This is a genomic window from Aquitalea denitrificans (assembly GCF_009856625.1).
In the GTDB taxonomy this organism is placed as follows: Bacteria; Pseudomonadota; Gammaproteobacteria; order Burkholderiales; family Chromobacteriaceae; genus Aquitalea; species Aquitalea denitrificans.
This window is the reverse complement of record NZ_CP047241.1, coordinates 2,494,556-2,513,303: the sequence shown is the minus strand read 5'-3', so window position 1 is coordinate 2,513,303 and position 18,748 is coordinate 2,494,556. Positions and strand designations below refer to the sequence as shown.

Annotated in this window: 16 protein-coding genes; 9 read left to right on the top strand and 7 right to left on the bottom strand. The window is 60.5% G+C overall.

The window, feature by feature from the left end:
• Window positions 1-7: 7 nt before the first annotated feature.
• The 4 genes from GSR16_RS11345 to copC form a co-directional block, all read right to left on the bottom strand.
• Window positions 8-925, bottom strand: coding sequence for an AraC family transcriptional regulator (locus GSR16_RS11345; protein WP_159877446.1), 918 nt, complete (start codon window positions 923-925; stop codon window positions 8-10).
• Between the two features lie 179 nt (window positions 926-1,104).
• Window positions 1,105-2,172 carry an NAD(P)-dependent alcohol dehydrogenase gene (locus GSR16_RS11340; RefSeq protein ID WP_159877444.1) on the bottom strand — a complete coding sequence of 356 codons (1,068 nt, stop codon included), beginning with the start codon at window positions 2,170-2,172 and terminating at the stop codon, window positions 1,105-1,107.
• A 191-nt stretch (window positions 2,173-2,363) separates the two neighbouring features.
• Window positions 2,364-3,248, bottom strand: a complete 885-nt coding sequence (gene copD / locus GSR16_RS11335) for a copper homeostasis membrane protein CopD (RefSeq protein WP_159877442.1) — start codon at window positions 3,246-3,248, stop codon at window positions 2,364-2,366.
• On the bottom strand, window positions 3,245-3,610 hold the full coding sequence (gene copC / locus GSR16_RS11330; RefSeq protein WP_159877440.1) for a copper homeostasis periplasmic binding protein CopC: 366 nt from the start codon (window positions 3,608-3,610) through the stop codon (window positions 3,245-3,247). Before copC ends, copD begins: the two co-directional genes overlap by 4 nt.
• Window positions 3,611-3,988: 378 nt before the next feature.
• Between copC and GSR16_RS11325 the strand changes: the two genes are divergently transcribed.
• Complete coding sequence (locus GSR16_RS11325; protein ID WP_159877438.1) at window positions 3,989-4,999, top strand: GGDEF domain-containing protein; 1,011 nt, start codon at window positions 3,989-3,991, stop codon at window positions 4,997-4,999.
• 11 nt (window positions 5,000-5,010) lie between these two features.
• On the opposite strand, the gene GSR16_RS11320 is transcribed toward GSR16_RS11325, so the two are convergent.
• The gene (locus GSR16_RS11320) at window positions 5,011-6,330 is read right to left on the bottom strand and encodes a PepSY-associated TM helix domain-containing protein (protein ID WP_159877436.1); all 1,320 of its coding nucleotides are present in this window, start codon (window positions 6,328-6,330) and stop codon (window positions 5,011-5,013) included.
• A 300-nt stretch (window positions 6,331-6,630) separates the two neighbouring features.
• On the opposite strand from GSR16_RS11320, the gene GSR16_RS11315 reads away from it, so the two are divergent.
• From GSR16_RS11315 to efeB, 5 genes are all read left to right on the top strand, one after another.
• Window positions 6,631-8,814, top strand: coding sequence for a TonB-dependent siderophore receptor (locus GSR16_RS11315; RefSeq protein ID WP_205677415.1), 2,184 nt, complete (start codon window positions 6,631-6,633; stop codon window positions 8,812-8,814).
• 274 nt (window positions 8,815-9,088) lie between these two features.
• Window positions 9,089-9,934: an iron uptake transporter permease EfeU gene (gene efeU / locus GSR16_RS11310; RefSeq protein WP_159877434.1), complete on the top strand. Its 846-nt coding sequence runs from the start codon at window positions 9,089-9,091 to the stop codon at window positions 9,932-9,934.
• Between the two features lie 35 nt (window positions 9,935-9,969).
• Window positions 9,970-10,878, top strand: coding sequence for an iron uptake system protein EfeO (efeO, locus tag GSR16_RS11305; RefSeq protein ID WP_159877432.1), 909 nt, complete (start codon window positions 9,970-9,972; stop codon window positions 10,876-10,878).
• 99 nt (window positions 10,879-10,977) lie between these two features.
• Window positions 10,978-11,349, top strand: a complete 372-nt coding sequence (locus tag GSR16_RS11300) for a cupredoxin domain-containing protein (RefSeq protein ID WP_159877430.1) — start codon at window positions 10,978-10,980, stop codon at window positions 11,347-11,349.
• A 40-nt stretch (window positions 11,350-11,389) separates the two neighbouring features.
• Window positions 11,390-12,670, top strand: a complete 1,281-nt coding sequence (efeB, locus tag GSR16_RS11295; RefSeq protein WP_159877428.1) for an iron uptake transporter deferrochelatase/peroxidase subunit — start codon at window positions 11,390-11,392, stop codon at window positions 12,668-12,670.
• A gap of 75 nt (window positions 12,671-12,745) precedes the next feature.
• On the opposite strand, the gene GSR16_RS11290 is transcribed toward efeB, so the two are convergent.
• Window positions 12,746-14,374, bottom strand: coding sequence for a methyl-accepting chemotaxis protein (locus GSR16_RS11290; RefSeq protein WP_159877426.1), 1,629 nt, complete (start codon window positions 14,372-14,374; stop codon window positions 12,746-12,748).
• A 472-nt stretch (window positions 14,375-14,846) separates the two neighbouring features.
• Between GSR16_RS11290 and GSR16_RS11285 the strand changes: the two genes are divergently transcribed.
• Complete coding sequence (locus GSR16_RS11285) at window positions 14,847-15,680, top strand: shikimate dehydrogenase family protein (RefSeq protein ID WP_159877424.1); 834 nt, start codon at window positions 14,847-14,849, stop codon at window positions 15,678-15,680.
• Window positions 15,681-15,691: 11 nt separating this feature from the next.
• Window positions 15,692-16,132, top strand: coding sequence for a type II 3-dehydroquinate dehydratase (gene aroQ / locus GSR16_RS11280; protein WP_159877422.1), 441 nt, complete (start codon window positions 15,692-15,694; stop codon window positions 16,130-16,132).
• Window positions 16,133-16,211: 79 nt separating this feature from the next.
• Here aroQ and GSR16_RS11275 read toward each other — a convergent pair whose 3' ends face one another.
• Window positions 16,212-16,871, bottom strand: a complete 660-nt coding sequence (locus GSR16_RS11275) for an HAD family hydrolase (RefSeq protein ID WP_159877420.1) — start codon at window positions 16,869-16,871, stop codon at window positions 16,212-16,214.
• A 190-nt stretch (window positions 16,872-17,061) separates the two neighbouring features.
• Between GSR16_RS11275 and GSR16_RS11270 the strand changes: the two genes are divergently transcribed.
• The gene (locus tag GSR16_RS11270) at window positions 17,062-18,675 is read left to right on the top strand and encodes a methyl-accepting chemotaxis protein (RefSeq protein WP_159877418.1); all 1,614 of its coding nucleotides are present in this window, start codon (window positions 17,062-17,064) and stop codon (window positions 18,673-18,675) included.
• Window positions 18,676-18,748: the final 73 nt, after the last annotated feature.

The window sequence follows — 18,748 nt, the reverse complement described above, 5'->3', positions numbered from 1 at the left end:
GGTAGTGTCAGGTATTCAGCTGCGCTAACTGGCTGATGTCACGCTTGGGTGGCAGGCCGAACAGGCGTACGTATTCGCGGCTGAACTGTGAGGGGCTTTCATAACCCACGCGGAAGGCCGCGGTGGCGGCTTCCAGCTTGTCGCTCAGCATCAGCCGCCGGGCTTCGTTCAGCCGCAGCCATTTCACGTATTGCAGCGGACTCATGGTGGTGAGCTGGCGGAAATGGTGGTGCAGGCTGGAGCTGCTCATCTGCACCCGCGTTGCCAGCTCGTCAATGCGTAGCGGCTCGGTGTAGTGGGTTTTCAGCCAGTCGATGGCACGGGCGATGCGCTGGCTGTGGCTGCCGGCGGCCAGAATCTGCCACAAACGCGAAGCCTGGTCACTCATCAGCAGGCGGTAGTGGATTTCCCGCTTGATCAGCGGTGCCATCACGCTCATGTGCTGTGGCTGCTCCAGCAAGGCTAGCAGGCGGCTGAAGGCATCCAGCAGTTCTGCTGTCACCGTGCCCAGTGCCATGACCGGCTGGCTGGCTTGTTCGGCTGGTGGGCAAATGCCGCCCTGGGCAATCAGCTCGGCCATGATGCGCAGATCCAGCCGCAGCACCAGCCCCATGCAGGGCTGCGCCGGGCTGGCCGTGAGCACTTGCGAGCTGGCCGGCAGGTCGATGGAGTTGAGCAGAAAGTGCCGGGCGTTGTAGGGGTAGCGGGCATCCCCCACCAGCATCTGTTTTTCTCCCTGCACCACCAGCACCACGCTGGGTTCCACCATGCAGGAGCACGGTTGCGACTGGTGCTCGCGTCGGAAGAATCCCAGGTCGGCAATGTCGGTATTCTTGTCTTCCTCGCCATGGGTATGCGCGCTAATGATCTGACGCAGCTGGTTCAGCGTGTTGTTGTCTGCAAGTGGGAGAGGGGTGCTGGGCATGGGACAGTTTCCTGAGTAAGCCCTCCCAGCCTACTGGCTGGACAGGCTGCTGTCTGCCTGATTTTCGCTGTGCCGCAGGATCAGGCAAGCATTGCAGCCTATCGGGCAAGCAGGCTGGGCCGGCAGGATGGCACAAGGCCCCCGCCACGGTGGGGGCCTTGTTGCGTAACCGGCTGTACTTAGCCGGCGTTTCTCAGCGATGCCATGTCGATGACGAAGCGATATTTGACGTCACTGGCCAGCATGCGCTCATAGGCCTGGTTGATGTCCTGCATGTGGATCAGCTCGATATCCGCACCAATGCCGTGCTGGCCGCAGAAATCCAGCATCTGCTGGGTGGCGGCAATGCCGCCTATCATCGAGCCGGCCACGCTGCGCCCGCCCATGATCATCACCACCGAATCCAGCGCCGGTTCCAGCGGCCCCAGATAGCCGATCAGTACCAGCTTGCCCTTGTGGCTGAGCGTGGGCAGATAGGGGTTGAGGTCGTGAGCGTAGGGCACGGTGTCCACGATCAGGTGAAACTGATTGGCCACCGCCGCCATCTGCGCGGCATCGCTGCTGAGTACTACCTTGCTGGCACCCAGGCGCAGCGCATCGGCTTCCTTGCCCGCCGACCGGGTGATCAGGGTAACTTCGGCGCCCAGGGCGCGGGCCAGTTTGATGGCCATATGGCCCAAACCACCCAGGCCCACCACGGCCACTTTGCTGCCAGGGCCGATGCCGGCTTCCTGCAGTGGTGCCCAGGTGGTGATGCCGGCACACAGCAGCGGCGCGGCGGCGGCCATGTCCAGCGTATCCGGCACGCGCAGCACAAAGTTCTGGTTCACCACGATCTTTTCCGAATAGCCGCCCTGGGTGATGCCGCCTTCCTCGCTGCTGTCCGGCCAGCCGTAGGTGTAGGTGGCACCGGTATGGCAATGCTGCTCGAAGCCTTCGTCGCAGGCGGCGCAATGACCGCAGGAGTTCACCATGCAGCCCACGCCTACGGTATCGCCCAAGCGGTAATGGCTCACCTTGCTGCCAACGGCGACTACCTTGCCGATGATTTCATGGCCCGGCACGATGGGGTAGACCGTCCAGTTCCAGTCATTGCGCGCGGTATGCAGGTCGGAATGGCACACCCCGCAGTAATGGATGTCGATTTCCACATCATGATCGCGCAGCTGGCGGCGCTTGATCGGATAAGGCCCCAACGGTGCAGTGGCCGAGGTGGCGGCATAGGCTTTGACTTTGTGTTCTGTCATGGGATTTCCTTGAAGGTCGGCACCGGAAGTCATCGGCGCAGCGGCTGCCTTGTCCGGGTGGCAGGGCAGACAACAGGTTTTTTTCAGCCATGCAGTGTAGGAGGGGGCGAGGACGGGGCGGTATCACAGTCCTGCGGTGTTCTTGCCTGATTCTGCAAACCAGGGCAGGTTTTGTTGTCTGCTGGCGGAATTCAGTGCGGGTCCAGCGTACCCAGACTGGCTAGCAAGGCGAGCGCCAGCAGACTGAGGGCAATCTGCACCCGTACGGCGCGACGGAAGCAGGGCAGGGCGTGGGCGTCGCGGGCCATGCGCGGTACCAGATGGTAGCGGTTGTACAGCGCCAGCAGCGTCATGCCGGCCACCATCAGCAGTTTCAGACCCAGCAGGGTGGTGTAAGGCGACGAGCTGTCCGGCAGCAGGCTGCCGTTGATGAGGTAGAGATTGCCCAGGCCGCTGGCAATCACCACCAGCACCACGCCATGGCCGATGCTGGAAAAACGTAGCATGATCTGCCGCAATACGGTTTGCGGTGCCGGCGCGGGCTGGCGCAACAGCTGTCGCACCAGTGGCAAGGCACCCAGCCAGGCGCCACTACTGAGCAGGTGCAGCAGGTCGTTAAACCTGTGGGCGAGACCCAGTCCGCCGCCATGCATGGCGGCATGGCCGCTGAGGGTAAGGCTGGCCAGTACGCTGGCACCGGTCAGGGTAGTAAGGCCGGGAGAAGACACGCCAGCACGGTGGCGACCGGACAGCCACAATGTCAGGGCGGCTGCCAGTTGCCAGCACCATGCCTGGCCCATGCCGGTATCGCCTGCCACGCTCAGCAAGGTGGCAGGCTGCCAGCTGTCAGCCCAGCCATCGGTCAGAATGGCACTGTGCAGGGGCAAGACGCACAGGGTGGCCAGCAGGATGGCCAATCTGGCCCGCCGGTAAGCAACAGCCTGTTCCTGCCAGATGCGCATGCGCAAATCGGCAGGCACCAGCGCCAGCAGAAACAGCGCACTGCCCCACAGCCACAGGGCTGCGCCATCGATCAGCCAGCGGCACAGCCACAGCAGGTAGTCTGCAGTGCTCACTTGCCCACGCTGAAGCTGTAAGTACCCTTGGTTTTATGGCCATCCACCGACAGCACATGCCATTCCAGCTGATAGCTGCCCACCGGCAGGGGCTGGGCCGGTTTCACGATAAGGGTTTTTCCGCCATTACTCAGTACGGCCTCTCCCAGGGTGATGTCCTGTTTTTCGGCATTGCGCAGTTTGACGCCGCTGAATTTCACATCCAGCGCTTCGGTAAAGCTCAGGCTCAGGCTGGCCGGGGTGCTGACCACGCTATTGGCTGCCGGGGCGGTGGTTTTCAGATGAGCATGCGCCCAGGCAGACGTGGTGGTGAGCAGGCTGGCAGCAACAATCAGCATGGATGAACGGATAAAATGCAGCATGACAACTCCTGTTGGGTCAAAAGGCATGGATGATGCGGCATGGCGCCAGCCGAAGAGGCAGGATGCTAACGCATCAGCCACTGCTCTGGTAGTCAGGCCGGGGATGGGATTGCAGAAAACTGATCTGGAGCAAGCCGGACTCAGGCATCAGGCCGGTGCTGCCCGCAAGGAAAGCGGAAAAGTGCCATTTTAGGTAAGTAGCTGCGCTGCCGCCTGTGGCAAATTGTCGCAGCCGGAGAGGGTATGTACCACATGGCAGGCAATGCCAACGGGGCTGCCAGGGGTGAAGCAAGCCGGCACTTGCCCTATAATGCAGGCATTCCGATGCATGATGTATCCCGGTTTTTCTCATGCCCACCCTTCCATTCCAGGTGCTTTATGGATCGCATCCTGAAACAGCTTTCCTCCTCGTTGAATACCGCGGAGACCATCGATCAGCTGGTGCGGCCCATGCTGAGCATGCTTGGCACCATTACCGGCATGGAATCGACCTATCTGACCGGTATCGACCTGGAACAGCATACCCAGCGCATCCGTTTTGCCCGTAATAGCGGCACATTGCAGATTGCCGAGGGCATGGTGGTTCCCTGGGCGGATACCTTGTGCAAGCGGGCGCTGGAGATGGGTCAACTGGCTTGCGATGCCGTTCCTGCCCTGTGGGCGGATTCGGCAGCGGCGGCACAGTTGCAAATCCAGACCTATGTCAGTGCGCCCATCAATAACGGTGACGGCGAACTGATGGGGACTTTGTGTGCCGCCAGCACCAGCAAGCTGGCCATTGCGCCGAATGTCGAGGCACTGTTCCAGCTGTTTGCCAATATCGTCGGCAATTTCATTGAGCGGGAAGTGCTGGTGCAAAAGCTGCAGGCTGCCAATGACCAGCTGGCTGCGCATGCGCTGACCGACCTGCTGACCGGCCTGCCCAACCGCCGCGCCATGTTTGCCGAACTGGAGCATATGCTGGCAATGGCCAGCCGCAGCCGCATTCATGTTCTGGTGGGGGTGATCGATCTGGATGGTTTCAAGGACATCAATGACCGTTACGGCCATCAGGGCGGTGATGATCTGCTGCGTGCCATAGCCCTGCGGCTGCAGGCTGGCATGCGCTCGGCCGACCTGATCGGCAGAATGGGTGGGGATGAATTCCTGTTTGTCGGCCCCGGACCAACAGTGGGCGAAGCCGATGCCGACGCGGCGGCATGGCACATGCAGCAGCGGCTGTCTGCACTGTTGGTGGGCTATTATGAGTTTGCCGGCCAAACCGTCAGCTATGGCGGTGCCAGCGTTGGCGTGGCGGCGCTGCCGCCGGACCATGTCGGGATCGAAGCCGCCATCCACCAGGCGGATGCGCTGATGTATCAGGTAAAACACAGCCGCAAGTTGCGTTAGCCGGCACAGCATCAGGGTTGTGCCGCGCTTTCCTGCCTGCTGGCCGCCTGTTCTTTTCCCCGTTCTCCTGCCTTACGTTCCATCGCATTGTGCGCTGCCTTTTTCCGCCCTTGCCGTTTTTTCCACCAGACGGCCACGCCGGTCACGCTGAGCGATGCCACCACCAGTCCCAGCAGCATGATGAATACCTTGTAGGGCAGGCCGCCTATTGCCGCCATGTGCAGGCTCACCAGCCAGCTGTGAATGGTATCGCCGCTGGCGCGGCCTGTAGGTAGCCAGGCACCCTGGTCGCGGCCGGTATCGCCATCAAAATACACCACGGTGCTGCCCCAGCGGTGGCTGACATCCAGGCTGCTGCGGCTGCTGAAACCATACAGGCCGGTGCGGCTGTCATAAAACAGGTCGTCTTCTTCCAGAATGGCAAAGCCCTTGCTGGCAGCCAGCCGGGTCATCAGCTCGCGTCCCCGGCTGCGGGCGGCTTCCCAGTCCAGCCGTGGTGGCAGCTGGCTGGCGCGGCCTGGCGCGGCCTCATCCGGCTCGGTCTGGGTGGTAAACAGTGTTGCCATCACCGGCTTGTACACAGACGGCAGGTTGAATGACACGCTGCTCCAGGCCAGCACCAGCAGCATGGCCCACAGCCAGAGTGATGCCGCACGGTGCCAGTCAAACACCAGTTTGTAACTGCCGCCGCCACGGCGGATTTTCCATGACACCGCCCAGCGTTGCAGCCAGCTCTTGCGTGTTTGCTGCACATCAGCCGGAACGGGCTTGCCGGCTTTGCGTTGCGGTGCCGGGAAGGTGAGCCAGGCACCGGCAAAGCAGTCGGCCGTCCACAGCAGGGCGATGATGCCGAAGATGGTGGTGGCCAGGTCACCCAGCGCCAGCGAGTAGTGCAGGCGGTAGATAAAGGGAATCAGGTTCTTGCTGCCCTGGCTGATGTCACCCCATTTGCGCGCGCCCTGAATCCTGCCGCTGTACGGATCGACAAACACCTGGTTATTGGCGGGCTCGGACAGGGTGCCGTCGGACTTGGGCAGGCCGGACAGCCAGAAAATCATGCTGCGTCCTGCTTGCTGTTCCAGCGGCACCATGGCCGCCACCGCATCCGGAAAGGCGGCTGCCACCGTCTGACGCAGTTGCAGCGGGTCTAGCGGGCGGGTGCCGGCTGCGGCGGGCGGGGTGAAGAACAGCTCCGGGTTCAGCCAGTGATCCAGCTCCTCGTTCCAGGCCAGAATGGCACCGGTGAGGCCTGCCAGCAGCAGGAAGCCGGCCATGGTCAGGCCAAGCCAGCGGTGAATGAGGACGGCGCTTTGTCGGAAATGCGGTTTCATGCCTTGTGCAGTCGTCATGGGTAAGGGGAGGGTGGGCGGGCCGATGCAAGCCGGTTCGGCAGACAGGCCGAACCCTTTGGTGAGAGGGCCTTGTGCTGCGGCGTGCAGTGTATATGCAAATGCGAATCATTACTATATCGATTGGAATTTTCCTGCTCTGCCCAGGGGGATGTCTGTTGCCGCTATGTAAAGGCGATTGACAATGCTTAGTATTTCTACTGAGAATGTAAATCAGAATCATTATCATTAACAAAAAACAGACGGCTCGCTCTGATTTTTAACACTCTGGATTCCCACATCATGCAAGTTCACCGGCCTGCTGCCGCACATGCTCCCTTTACTTCCGGTTTTACTCTGCGCCCGCTTTGCCTGGCTGTCATGCTGGCTGCGACTGGTGTTGCCAGTCAGGCTTACGCAGATGATGCGGCCACTGTAGCCGCAGGCCAGCCCGCCGATGTTGCCGTACTGCCTGCGGTGACGGTATCTGCCGAAGCACCAAGCGCACAGCTGCCGACGGAAAAGCAGGATACCTACACCATCAAGCACAGTGATTCCGCCACCCGGCTGAACCTGAGCCCGCGCGAAACGCCACAGGCGGTGTCGGTGGTGACGCATGCCAAGATGGAAGATTTCAACCTCAACACCATTAACGATGTGCTGGCCAATACCACCGGGGTGACGGTGGAAAAGGTGGAAACCAACCGTACCTACTACACCGCACGCGGCTTTGACATCACCAATTTCCAGATGGACGGCATCGGCGTGCCGATGACTTACAGCCTGCAGTACGGCGACATCGACACCGCCATGTTCGACCGCATTGAAATCGTGCGCGGGGCCAACGGCCTGTCCAGCTCCACCGGCAATCCGTCCGCCACGGTCAATTTCATCCGCAAGCGCCCGACCGACGACTTCCAGGCATCCGCCGGCCTTACCATTGGCTCATGGGATACCAAGCGGCTGGACGTGGATGTTTCCGGCCCGCTGAACCAGGAGGGGACAGTGACCGGTCGTGTGGTGGCCGCACATGAGGACGGCCATTCCTATCTGGACCGCTACAAACCGTCCCGCGATGTGTTTTACGGTGTGTTGGAAAACAAGCTGAGCGACAAAACCGTGCTGACGCTGGGCTACAGCTATCAGAAGGAAGACGGCAAGGGTGCGATGTGGGGTGCGCTGCCGATGTCCTACAGCGATGGTTCCAGCACCAACTACCCGGTCGGTACTAGTACGGCCACCGACTGGTCCTATATGGATACCACCGAACAGCGTGTTTTTGCCGAGCTGGCCCATGCGCTGGACAACGGCTGGCAGTGGAAGAGCACGTTGGGTTACAACCAGTTTGATACCGACAGCGCACTATTCTACGTGTACGGCACGCCAAACAAGACGACCGGTGGCGGACTGTATGCCTATCCCTCGCGCTACGAAAGCAGTAACAAACAGGTGTATTTCGACAGCAATCTGGGTGGCAAGTACACACTGGCCGAACGCCAGCATGACTTTAACCTTGGGGTGAATCTGTCGCGTTCGCGCCTGACGGATGTCAGCCATTACGGCGCAGGCATCGGTACCGAGCTGTTCGGCTCCACCGCCTTCAACGGCAGCTATGCCATGCCCAGCTTCGACGCCAGCGTGGATGGCAGCAGCTATGTTGATACCCGCAAAACCCTGTACGCCGCCACCCGGCTGAATCTGGCTGATCCGCTAAAACTGCTGCTGGGGGCCAATTACACCCAGGCCAGCTCCAGCGGTTACAGCTATGGCGTCGGCCATGCGCTGGACCAGTCGGCCACCTCGCCTTACGTTGGCCTGGTGGTAGACCTGACCGAGCAGATTTCCGCCTACGGTAGCGTGGCCAAGATTTTCAACCCGCAAACCCAGACCGACGCCAGCGGAGCCACTCTGGCTGCCGCCCGCGGCACCGGCAAGGAAATCGGCCTGAAGGGCGAGTTCTTCCAGCGCCGTCTCAATACCTCGCTGTCGCTGTTTGAAGTGCAGCAGGACAATATTGCCGAACAGGCCGGTTACGTGGGCAGCAAGGCTTACTACCGCGGGATTTCCGCCAAGTCCAAGGGCGTGGAGTTTGATGTTTCCGGCGAGCTGGCCCACAACTGGCAGGCTAGCCTGGGCGTGGTAGCGCAGCAGATTACCGGCGAAAACGGCGACGATGTACGCCTGTACGTGCCGCGCCGTCAGGTACGGCTGTCCACCACCTGGCGCGTGCCGCAGCTGGAGCAGCTGAAACTGGGTGCCAGCCTCAATTACCAGAGCGAAACCCGCTACAGCAGCACGTCGGCAGCTTATCAGGGTGGCTACTCGGTATGGAACCTGATGGCCAGCTACGAGGTGGACAAACACCTGACGGTGGCCGCCAATCTGTACAACGTGCTGAACCGCAAATACCTGACCAGCGTGTACTGGGATCAGTCCTACTACGCTGCCCCGGTGAATGCCAGCGTATCGGTGAAGTGGAAATACTGAGTTTCATTCCGTTACGGAGCCCTGCGCCCGTCTATTCCCAATCCCCCCGCCCTTGCCCTGCAAGGGAGCCTCACTTTCTTTCCGGAAAGCGAGATGGCGTTTGTTAACAATCTGCAGCCAGCCGGCCTTGTGCCAGCTGGCTTTTTTCATGGCAGGGCGGGTAGGGGTGCTGGCTTTGTTAAGGAGTATTGCGCTGCAGGCGGCGTGACAGGTATTTTCGTTGACAGTTCAAATGCGAATGAGCATGATTCTCATTTTAAGAATATTCACAATCATGCTCATCCCATTTCTCATCATGTTGCGCGAAGGCATGGAAGCCGCGCTGATCGTCGGCATTATCGCCAGCTATCTGCGCCAGTCCGGCCAGCAGCGCTGGATGCCCGCCGTGTGGCTGGGCGTTGTGCTGGCCTGCCTGCTTAGCCTGGGCGTGGGTTTTGCCCTGGAAATGACCGAGCAGGAATTCCCGCAAAAGCAGCAGGAACTGTTTGAAGCCGTGGTAGCGCTGATTGCCGTTGGCATCCTCACCTCCATGGTGTTCTGGATGAAGCAGGCCGCCCGTTCCATCAAGGGCCAGCTGCACAACTCCATCGACGCTGCCCTTGGCCGTGGCCGCGGTCAGGCTTACGCGCTGATCGGTATGGCCTTTTTTGCCGTGGCGCGCGAAGGGCTGGAATCGGTGTTTTTCCTGCTGGCGGCATTCCAGCAACAGGCGGAAAACCCGCTGGCCTGGCTGGCTGCCCTGCTGGGACTGGCGGTTGCCGTGGCCATAGGCTGGGGCATTTATCAGGGCGGGGTGCGTATCGATTTGCGCCGCTTCTTCCGCCTTACCGGCATGTTCATCATCCTGGTGGCAGCCGGCCTGCTGGCCGGTGCCATCAAGGCCCTGCATGAGGCCGGGCTGTGGAACCAGCTGCAAAGCGTGGTGTTCGACCTGAGCCACATCTTACCCATCGACACCCCGCTGGGGGTGATTCTGTCCGGCATGTTCGGCTACAACGACACCCCCACCGTCAGCGAGCTGCTGGCCTGGGTGCTGTATCTGCTGCCGGCGTTGTTCCTGTTCATGCGCGGCAGCAAGCCAGCCGCCAGCTCGTCCCGTGCCACGCTGCACTCCCATTGAAATCACCGCTCACCAATCCTGAAGGAAATTCATTGATGGCAAACCATGCCCTGTTCAAGTTGTCTGTTGTGGCGCTGCTGGTATCCACGCTGGCTGCCTGCGGCAAAACCGAGCAAGCACCTGCGGCCCAGGCCGGCAGTGCGCCGGTTGCTGAAGCTTCTGCCGCAGCAGCATCGGCCCCTGCCGTGGATTACACCGCCCAGCTGGCCGGCCCGATTGCCGACTACAAGCAATATGTGAGCACCGAGCTGGACGGCTTGCTGACCCAGTCCAAGGCGTTTGCCGCCGCCATCAAGGCTGGCGAGCTGAAGAAGGCACAGAGCCTGTACGCCATTACCCGCCAGCATTACGAGCGCATCGAGCCGATTGCCGAATTGTTCTCCGACATGGATGCCGCCATCGACGCCCGTGAAGACGACTTCAAGCAAAAGGCTGCAGATCCCAAATTCACCGGCTTCCACCGTCTGGAAAAAGCCCTGTTCGGCGACCACACCACCAAGGACCAGGCGCAGTTTGCCGACAAGCTGGTGGCCGACATCACTGAGCTGAACAAGCGGGTGGCCACGCTGGATATTCCGCCGGCCAAAATGGTGGGCGGCGCGGCCGGCCTGATCGAAGAGGTGGCAAAGACCAAGGTAAGCGGGGAAGAGGACCGTTACAGCCATACCGACCTGTGGGACTTCCAGGCCAATGTCGACGGCGCGCAGAAAATTGTAGAACTGCTGCGCCCGCTGCTGCAGAAGGCCAGCCCGGAGTTGCTGGCCAAGGTGGATGAAAACTTCAAGACCGTGGACAGCCTGCTGGACAAGTACCGTAGCGAAGACAAAAAAGGCTTTGTCAGTTACGACAAGGTGACCGACGCCGACCGTACCGCGATGAAGGGCCCGATTACCGCCCTGGCCGAAGACCTGTCCAAGCTGCGCGGCGTGCTGGGCCTGGATTGATCCACCTCATCCTGCCCCGTTGCCGCGCATGGCACGGGGCAGTTTCTGTCAGCCAGTCAGGGCGGCCAGCGGCTGCCCGGCTGCATTCAGGACACCTTCATGATCAAAGCATTACCCCTGTGCCTGCTGCTTGGTTTGCTGGCTGCCTGCAGCAAGCAAGGCCCGGCTCCTGCCACCGCCAGCCCTGCCAGTGCGGCCCCGGCCATCCCTGTTGTCAATGTCGGGGTGACGGATGAGGCCTGCGAGCCGATGCAGCTGACCGTCAAGCGCGGCAAAACCCAGTTTCTGATCAAGAACAACAGCGCCCGCGCCGTGGAATGGGAAATCCTCAAGGGCGTGTACGTGGTGGAGGAGCGCGAGAACATCGCCCCCGGCTTCAGCCAGAAGCTGACCGCAAAACTGGAACCCGGCAAATACGAAATGACCTGCGGCCTGCTGAGCAATCCGCACGGTGTACTGATTGTTGAATGAACACGCTGCACGGCAGCACCACACAGACAGACCTTACGTCATGACAGAACAAGACAAGCCCGCCATTGCCAACTCCTCCACCATAGTCAGTCCCCAGCGCCGCAACCTGCTGCGTGGTGCCGGTTTGTTTGGCGGCGGTCTACTGGCTGGCGGGCTGGGAGCCGGGGCCTGGTTTGGCAAACTGGCCAGCCCGGCTGATCCGGCAAGCGAAGTGGTGCCGTATCGCGGCGCGCATCAGGCTGGCATTACCACGGCTGCGCCGCAAGAAGCCATTTTCATTGCCTTCGATGTACTGGCCAAAGACCGCCAGGGCCTGCAACAGACCTTGCAGTTGCTGACCGAGCGCATTGCCTTTCTCACCCGTGGCGGCCCGGCTGCCGTTAGCCCGCCCAAGCTGCCGCCGCCGGATTCCGGCCTGCTGGGCGATACCGTTGCCCCGGACCGGCTCACCATCACCGTGGCGGTGGGCGCTACGCTGTTTGACGGGCGTTTTGGCCTGCAGTCACAGCGGCCACGGCATCTGGGCCAGATGCAGGCTTTCCCTAATGATGCGCTGGATGCCGCCTGGTGTGATGGCGACTTGCTACTGCAATGCTGCGCCAATTCGCGCGAGACGGTGATTCATGCGGTGCGCGACATTATCAAGCATTGCCCGGACAAGCTGGCGGCGCGCTGGAAAATGGACGGCTTCCTGCCAGCCGGTGCGGTACGCAACAGCAGCACTCCAATCAACCTGTTCGGCTTCAAGGACGGTACCGGCAATCCCGAAACCGCCGATGCCGCCCAGATGAATGCGCTGGTGTGGGTGGATGGCAAGGACAAGGAACCAGGCTGGGCCAAGGGCGGCAGCTATATTGCCATTCGCCTGATCCGCTTCACGCTGGAGCAGTGGGACCGGACACCGCTGGGCGAGCAGCAGGGCATTTTCGGCCGCGACAAGGGTAGTGGTGCGCCGCTGGGCCAGCAGCACGAATTCGACGACCCGGCTTTTGCGGCAGACCCGCATGGCCGGCAGGTGCCGCTGGATTCCCACATGCGCCGCGCCGAGCCACGCCTGCATGGCCGCCACGATGCCCGGCTGCTGCGCCGCAGCTACAGCTATTCGCTGGGCCTGACCAAATCCGGCCAACTGGATATGGGGCTGGTATTCATCTGCTTCCAGTCCAATCTGCAAACCGGCTTCATCGCTACCCAGAAGCGGCTGGATGGCGAACCGCTGGAGGAATACATCAAGCCCTTTGGCGGCGGCTATTTCTTTGCCCTGCCCGGAGTGGAAGGCAATGCCTGGCTGGGCCAGTCCTTGCTGCAAGTCACGGCCTGAGCACGGCTGAGGCAGCCTGACAGCTAAAAAAAATGCCGGCACCTGGTGCCGGCATTTTGCATGCAAGACGCTGTGTCAGATTTTGTAGGCATCGACAATGCTCTGCAACTGGCGTGACAAGCTATCCAGTTGCTGGGCCGAATTGGCCGTATTGCCTGCCGCCGCGCTGCTTTCTTCCGCCATCTGCGCAATGCCTTCCACCTGCTGGGCAATGCTGGTGGTTGCTACGCTTTGCTCCTTGATGGCATTGGTGATTTCATCCACCAGCGCCACCGCCCGCTGGCTGCCGCTGCCAATGGCGATAATGGATGCATTGGCTTCTGCTGCGCCCCTTACCCCATCGGCCACGTTTTCTTCTACCTGCCCCATGGCTTTGACGGCCACTTCGGCGCTTTCCAGAATGGCCGTGATGGTGGAGGAAATTTCCTGGGTGGACTGCGCCGTGCGCTCGGCCAGCTTGCGCACTTCGTCTGCCACTACGGCAAAGCCGCGGCCCTGTTCGCCAGCACGCGCCGCCTCGATGGCTGCATTGAGTGCCAGCAGATTGGTCTGATCGGCCACGTCACGGATTACCTGCACTACGCGGGACACCTGCTGGCTCTTTTCTTCCAGCCCGCGCAGTTGTGTTGCCGCTGTATCCACGGTACGGGAAATGTACTGGATGTCGCTGGCCGCTTTGCTGATGGTGGCCTTGCCTTGTTCTGCCAGCTCGCCGGAGTTTACCGAAGCGGTATTGGCTTCGCTGGCGCGGTCTGCCACGTGGTTGACGCTGACTGTCATTTCTTCGACGGTGGCGGCCATATTGGACGAGGCACTGCTCTGGTGCTGGGCTGCCGTGGCAACCTGTGTGGCGGTAGAGGCCAGTTCGGTGGACACGCCGGCAATGGTCAGTGCGCCCTGTTTTACCGACTGCAGGCTGCTCTGCAGGGTATCCAGCAGCTTGTTGAAGGCTTCTGCCGTGTTGCCCAGTTCATCCTGGCGGTGGATCTTGATGCGCTGGGTGAAATCCAGTTCGCGTGCCACATGACGCAGGCCATCGCGGAAAGCCTGCATGCGCTGGCGGATTTCACGTACCAGCATGAAGCCAAGGCCACCAGCCACCAGGATGGCCAATACGATGACGGTGACAAACAGGTTGAGCGCCTGATGGTAATTGCGCTGACCATCTTCGGTCAGCTGCTTGGCTGTCTTGTTGTTGTAGGCAACGTGGTTTTCCATCGCCTCGGTAAACTTCATGGCCAGATTGCGGAATTCGCCGGTTTGGGAAATTTCCTTGCGCATGCCCTCCATATTGCTGGCATCGGCCATGGCCTGGATATCCCGGGTCTTGTTCAGGTAGAGCTTCAGCAGGGATTTGTCTGTGGCCAGTAGCTGCTTGTCCTGTTCATCTGAAATAAAGTGGGCGGCATAGTTGTTCAGGCCTTCTTCCACCTTGCTGGCATTGCTTTGCAGGCGCTCGCCGGCGGCGGTTCGCTCACTGGCATCACCTGCCAGCATGTAGTCACGGATGTTGATACGCAGGCGTTCGCCGTAAATGGTGGATTCGTACAGTAGCTGAATGCTGGGCAGCACATTGTTGTCGATGTATTCCACCTGTTCCTGTGCCGTGCGCATGTTGCGATAGGCAAAGCCGGCAACGGTCAGGATGGCGATCAGGCAAACCAGCAGGGTGCAGCTTAGTCTTTGTGCAATGGTCAGCTTCATGCCAGCCTCATTTCTTTGTTGATCAAGCCACTCATGGTTGCATTTCTTGCTTAAGCCAGCAAGCGCGATTGGATAAAAAATTAGATAAATCTTAATTACGATAAATGTTTAATATATATATTATTTTTTTAAAAAATATTTATTAAGCATTAAGAGTGATGATGGCAAAGTGGTTTAACCATAAGGCGCTGCACAACTGTTGCTAAAAATATTGCGCTATTGAATTGCTGCTAACGGCGGCCAGCCACGGCTGCGCGCGGTACCTTGCGGTATGCAGTGAAATGGAAGCAGTCATCATGTTATGCCTGGAGTGCAGGGTTGCTGTACCGAGATATCAATATTGATATATCAGCTAGAGCGATTTTGCTGTTGGATGCCCCGGCCAAACAGCCCATGATGCAGCCATGTGACGGGACGGTTTGATCCCGCCGGATGCAAGCGCATCACGATAGCAAAACGATTGGAGACATGCGTGATTAGTGGCAAGACAACGCTGATTGCCCATCTGGGTTATCCCACCGAGAGCTTCAAGGCTCCGATGATTTACAACCCCTGGTTTGATAGCAAGGGCATCGATGCGGTGGTGATGCCCATTGGAGTCAAGCCGGAAGATTATGTGGCGGCGGTCGCCAGCATCCGCAAGTTCACCAATCTGCGTGGCGCACTGGTCACCATGCCGCACAAGGTCACTACACTGGGCCTGATGGACGAAATCACTCCCACCGCCGCCATTGCCGGTGCCTGCAATGCCATTCTGGTTCGCCCGGATGGCACGCTGCTGGGCGACCAGTTTGACGGTGCCGGCTTTGTGCGCGGCGTGGAGCGCAAGGGTTTTGCGCTGAAAGGGCGCAAGGTGCTGGTGTCCGGCAATGGCGGGGTGGGGTGTGCCATTGCCGCCTCGCTGGCGGCTGCCGGTGTGGCCGAAATGGCCTTGTTCGACAGCAATACCGCGTCCTCGGAAGCACTGGCAGGGCGCTTGCGTCAGCATTATCCGCAGTTGAAGGTATCGGTGGGCAGCAATGACCCGGCGGGTTTCGAGCTGATCGTCAACGCCACCCCGCTGGGCATGAAGGACGACGACCCGCTGCCGTTTGACATGGACCGTGTCAGCCCGGACACCTTTGTTGGCGAAGTAGTGATGAAAAAGGAAATCACCCCGCTGCTGGCGGCGGCACAGGCCAAGGGCTGCCCGATACAGCTGGGCACCGACATGTTGTTTGAAATGATTCCGGCCTATCTGGAATTCTTCGGTTTTGGCAGCACCACGCCGGAAGAGCTGCGTGCTGTGGCCACACTGAATTACTGAGGGTTGGCATCATGAAGAAAATGCTGATGCTGCATGGCATCAACCACAATATGTTCGGCAAGCGCGACCCGAAGCAGTACGGCACGGTGACACTGGCCGAGATCGACGCGCGCCTGCAGGCGCTGGGCCGCGAGCTGGATGTGGAAGTGGAAAGCTTCCAGACCAATCACGAAGGCGAAATGTGCGAGCGCATCCATCAGGCCTATGCCGATGGCGTGGACGCGGTGCTGATCAATGCCGGTGCCTGGACGCATTACAGCTATGGCATTCGCGATGCGCTGGCCATCCTGACCGTGCCCATCGTGGAAATCCACATGTCCAACATCCACGCCCGTGAACCATTCCGCCACCAGTCGGTATTTGCCGAAATTGCCAAAGGGCAGATCTGTGGCTTTGGCACAGAAAGCTATCTCCTGGGCCTGCGCGCCGCCGTGGCTGCCACCGCTGCGTAGTAAGTTTTTCTCTGTAGCAATCCGAAACTGACTCAGTCAGTACTGTGCGGAGGAGCCTGGCTCCTCCGCTTTTTTTTGGCTATTGCCGGTGGGGGAGGGAAAGCCCTAAGGCTGCCGCCAGCTGTTGCAGGCCGGGGAAGATGCTGATTTGCCCGGCAAACTGGGCGGCGGTGTCCTCGTGCAGGTGTACGCCGGCCACGGCTACCCCTGCGGCGAGGCCAGCGGCAATGCCGGAGGCGCTGTCCTCCACCAGCAGGCAATCGGCGGCATCTACCCGCAGCAGTTGCAGGGCGTGGTGAATCAGCGCCGGGTCCGGCTTCCAGGCATTTACTTCGTAGGCACTGATGATGGCTTCGCCAAAATAGGGTTTCAGCCCGGTGCTGTGCAGGCTGGTTTCAATTTTTTCGCGCGGGCCGTTGGAGGCAATGCAGCGCGGTAGCTGTAGCGCCGCCAGCAGATCATGCGCGCCGGGCATGATCTGCAACTGGCTGCCCAGCAGCTGCAGGCTTTGCTGGCGAAACTGCTGGCTGAACCGTTCACGGTCCAGTTGCGGAAAGTGCTGGCTGATGTCGTCCAGAAAGCGCGCATAGGGCCGGCCCCGGAAATAATGCAGGATGATCTCTTCATCCAGCGCATGGCCATGCTGCTGCAGGATGCGGCCCAGCAGCCGTGCCGACAGGCTTTCGCTATCCACCAGCGTACCATCGCAATCAAAAATCACCGCCTTGATCTTAAACACCTGCTTGTCTCCACATGGCTGTCAGACATAGCAAGTTGTTATAACTGTTATGGCTGGCAATGGCTTCTTTCTCCGCTCCGAATTCACCAGAATGGTGCGCGCCAGGCGCTGGCCGGCTGAGCGGGTGTGACAAGGGCTGATGATGGCACAGCCTGTCCGGCACTGCATATAAAACACGAGGAGACAGAACATGAAACTATCAACACGTCTGGGGCTGATTGTGGGGCTGGCGGCGCTGGGCGGTCTGCTGCTGGCTGTCATGGGGCTGGCGTCCTTGCGCGCTGCCATGCTAGAGCAGCGTCATGAATCCATTCGCACCGTGCTGACGCTGGCAGGGCAGCAGGTAAGGTATTTCCAGCAACTGGAGCAAGCCGGGCAGCTGAGCCGTGCTGAGGCGCAGCGCCGTGCCATCGATGCCCTGCACAGCATGCGCTACGAGAAAAGCCTGTATCTGTGGGCGCGCACCACCGGCGCGCTGGGTCTGGTGCTGCCGGGTGACAAGGGTGTGGGGCAGGTGGATTTTGGCAAGCCGCTGCCGGATGGCCGCCATGACTTCAACCGCTATCTGGATGTGCTGGCCACGCAGAATATCGGCTTTGTCGAGTTGATGGTGGTAAAGCCTGGCGGTAGCGACGAGGTGCTGAAGATCAACGGCGTAACCCGTATCGATGGCTGGGACTGGATTATCGGCTTCGGTGCCTGGACCGATGACATCCAGGCGGCTTTTTGGCAGGTGGCGCTGCGGTATATGGCAACTGGCCTGCTGCTGTTTGCCGCCATTGGCGCGGTAGCGGTGTGGATGGCACGAAAAATCTACCGTGCCTTGGGTGGCGAGCCGGAACAGGCCGCGCAGCTGGCCAGCGAAATTGCTGCCGGCAAGTTGAACCGGCGGCTGGATGCGACTGCCCCGGCGGGTAGCCTGATGGCTTCCATTGCGGTGATGCAGGACAATCTGCGCACGCTGATTTGCGGTATCCAGGATAACGCCCGCCAGGTCGGCCAGCTGTCGCATAATCTGGCCGGGCAGATGGCGCAGATCAATGATGCCTCGCGCCTGACCTCGGCAGCGATCTCCTCCAGCGCGGCGGTGATCGAACAATTGGCGGTCAGTGTTGATCACATTTCCCAGGGCGCGCGCGACACCGAGGCCAACTCTACCCGTGCGGCAGAGCTGGCAGAGCGTGGTTCCACCCTGGTGCTGCATGCCGGTGCGGAGATCAGCCGGGCAGCCGGGCAGGTGAGTGACGCCTCGCGCCTGATCGGCTCGCTGGAGCAGCGTACTGACCAGATTGGTGATATCGCCAGCGTCATCCGTGATATTGCCGACCAGACTAATCTGCTGGCGCTTAATGCCGCCATCGAGGCCGCCCGTGCCGGCGAGCAGGGCCGCGGCTTTGCCGTAGTGGCGGACGAGGTGCGCAAGCTGGCCGAGCGCACCAGCACCGCCACCGCGCAGATTGCCAGCACGGTGCAGGCGGTGCATGCCGATACCGCTGCCGTGGTGCAAGGCATGCAGGCCATGGCCCCGCAGGTGGCGATGGGGGTGGACATGGCAGCGCAGGCCGGGGAAGCCTTGCAGCAGATCAACACCGCCTCGGCCCAGGCGCTGGACAAGGTGCGCAGCATTGCCACTGCCACCACCGAGCAAAGCCAGGCCAGCAATAGCGTGGCGCAGAATATCGAGCAGATATCCGGCCGCATGGAGGAGTCCAGCCACGCGGTGGCACAGGCATGCGAGCATGTGGCCCGGCTGGAGCAACTGACCGCAGCCTTGCACCAGTCGGTTGCCCGTTTCCAGGTGTGACCGCTTCCGGGACGGGCAAGGCGCAGGCAGGGCGGCTTGCTGGTCAAATTGAACTGTGTTCAAATCCGGAACC

Excerpts from the sequence above, each read along its gene's own strand:
- GSR16_RS11345 (WP_159877446.1), bottom strand. The coding sequence starts at position 925 with ATGCCCAGCACCCCTCTCCCACTTGCAGACAACAACACGCTGAACCAG.
- GSR16_RS11340 (WP_159877444.1), bottom strand. The coding sequence starts at position 2,172 with ATGACAGAACACAAAGTCAAAGCCTATGCCGCCACCTCGGCCACTGCA.
- copC (WP_159877440.1), bottom strand. The coding sequence starts at position 3,610 with ATGCTGCATTTTATCCGTTCATCCATGCTGATTGTTGCTGCCAGCCTG.
- GSR16_RS11325 (WP_159877438.1), top strand. The coding sequence starts at position 3,989 with ATGGATCGCATCCTGAAACAGCTTTCCTCCTCGTTGAATACCGCGGAG.
- GSR16_RS11320 (WP_159877436.1), bottom strand. The coding sequence starts at position 6,330 with ATGAAACCGCATTTCCGACAAAGCGCCGTCCTCATTCACCGCTGGCTT.
- GSR16_RS11315 (WP_205677415.1), top strand. The coding sequence starts at position 6,631 with ATGCAAGTTCACCGGCCTGCTGCCGCACATGCTCCCTTTACTTCCGGT.
- efeU (WP_159877434.1), top strand. The coding sequence starts at position 9,089 with ATGCTCATCCCATTTCTCATCATGTTGCGCGAAGGCATGGAAGCCGCG.
- efeO (WP_159877432.1), top strand. The coding sequence starts at position 9,970 with ATGGCAAACCATGCCCTGTTCAAGTTGTCTGTTGTGGCGCTGCTGGTA.
- GSR16_RS11300 (WP_159877430.1), top strand. The coding sequence starts at position 10,978 with ATGATCAAAGCATTACCCCTGTGCCTGCTGCTTGGTTTGCTGGCTGCC.
- efeB (WP_159877428.1), top strand. The coding sequence starts at position 11,390 with ATGACAGAACAAGACAAGCCCGCCATTGCCAACTCCTCCACCATAGTC.
- GSR16_RS11290 (WP_159877426.1), bottom strand. The coding sequence starts at position 14,374 with ATGAAGCTGACCATTGCACAAAGACTAAGCTGCACCCTGCTGGTTTGC.
- aroQ (WP_159877422.1), top strand. The coding sequence starts at position 15,692 with ATGAAGAAAATGCTGATGCTGCATGGCATCAACCACAATATGTTCGGC.
- GSR16_RS11270 (WP_159877418.1), top strand. The coding sequence starts at position 17,062 with ATGAAACTATCAACACGTCTGGGGCTGATTGTGGGGCTGGCGGCGCTG.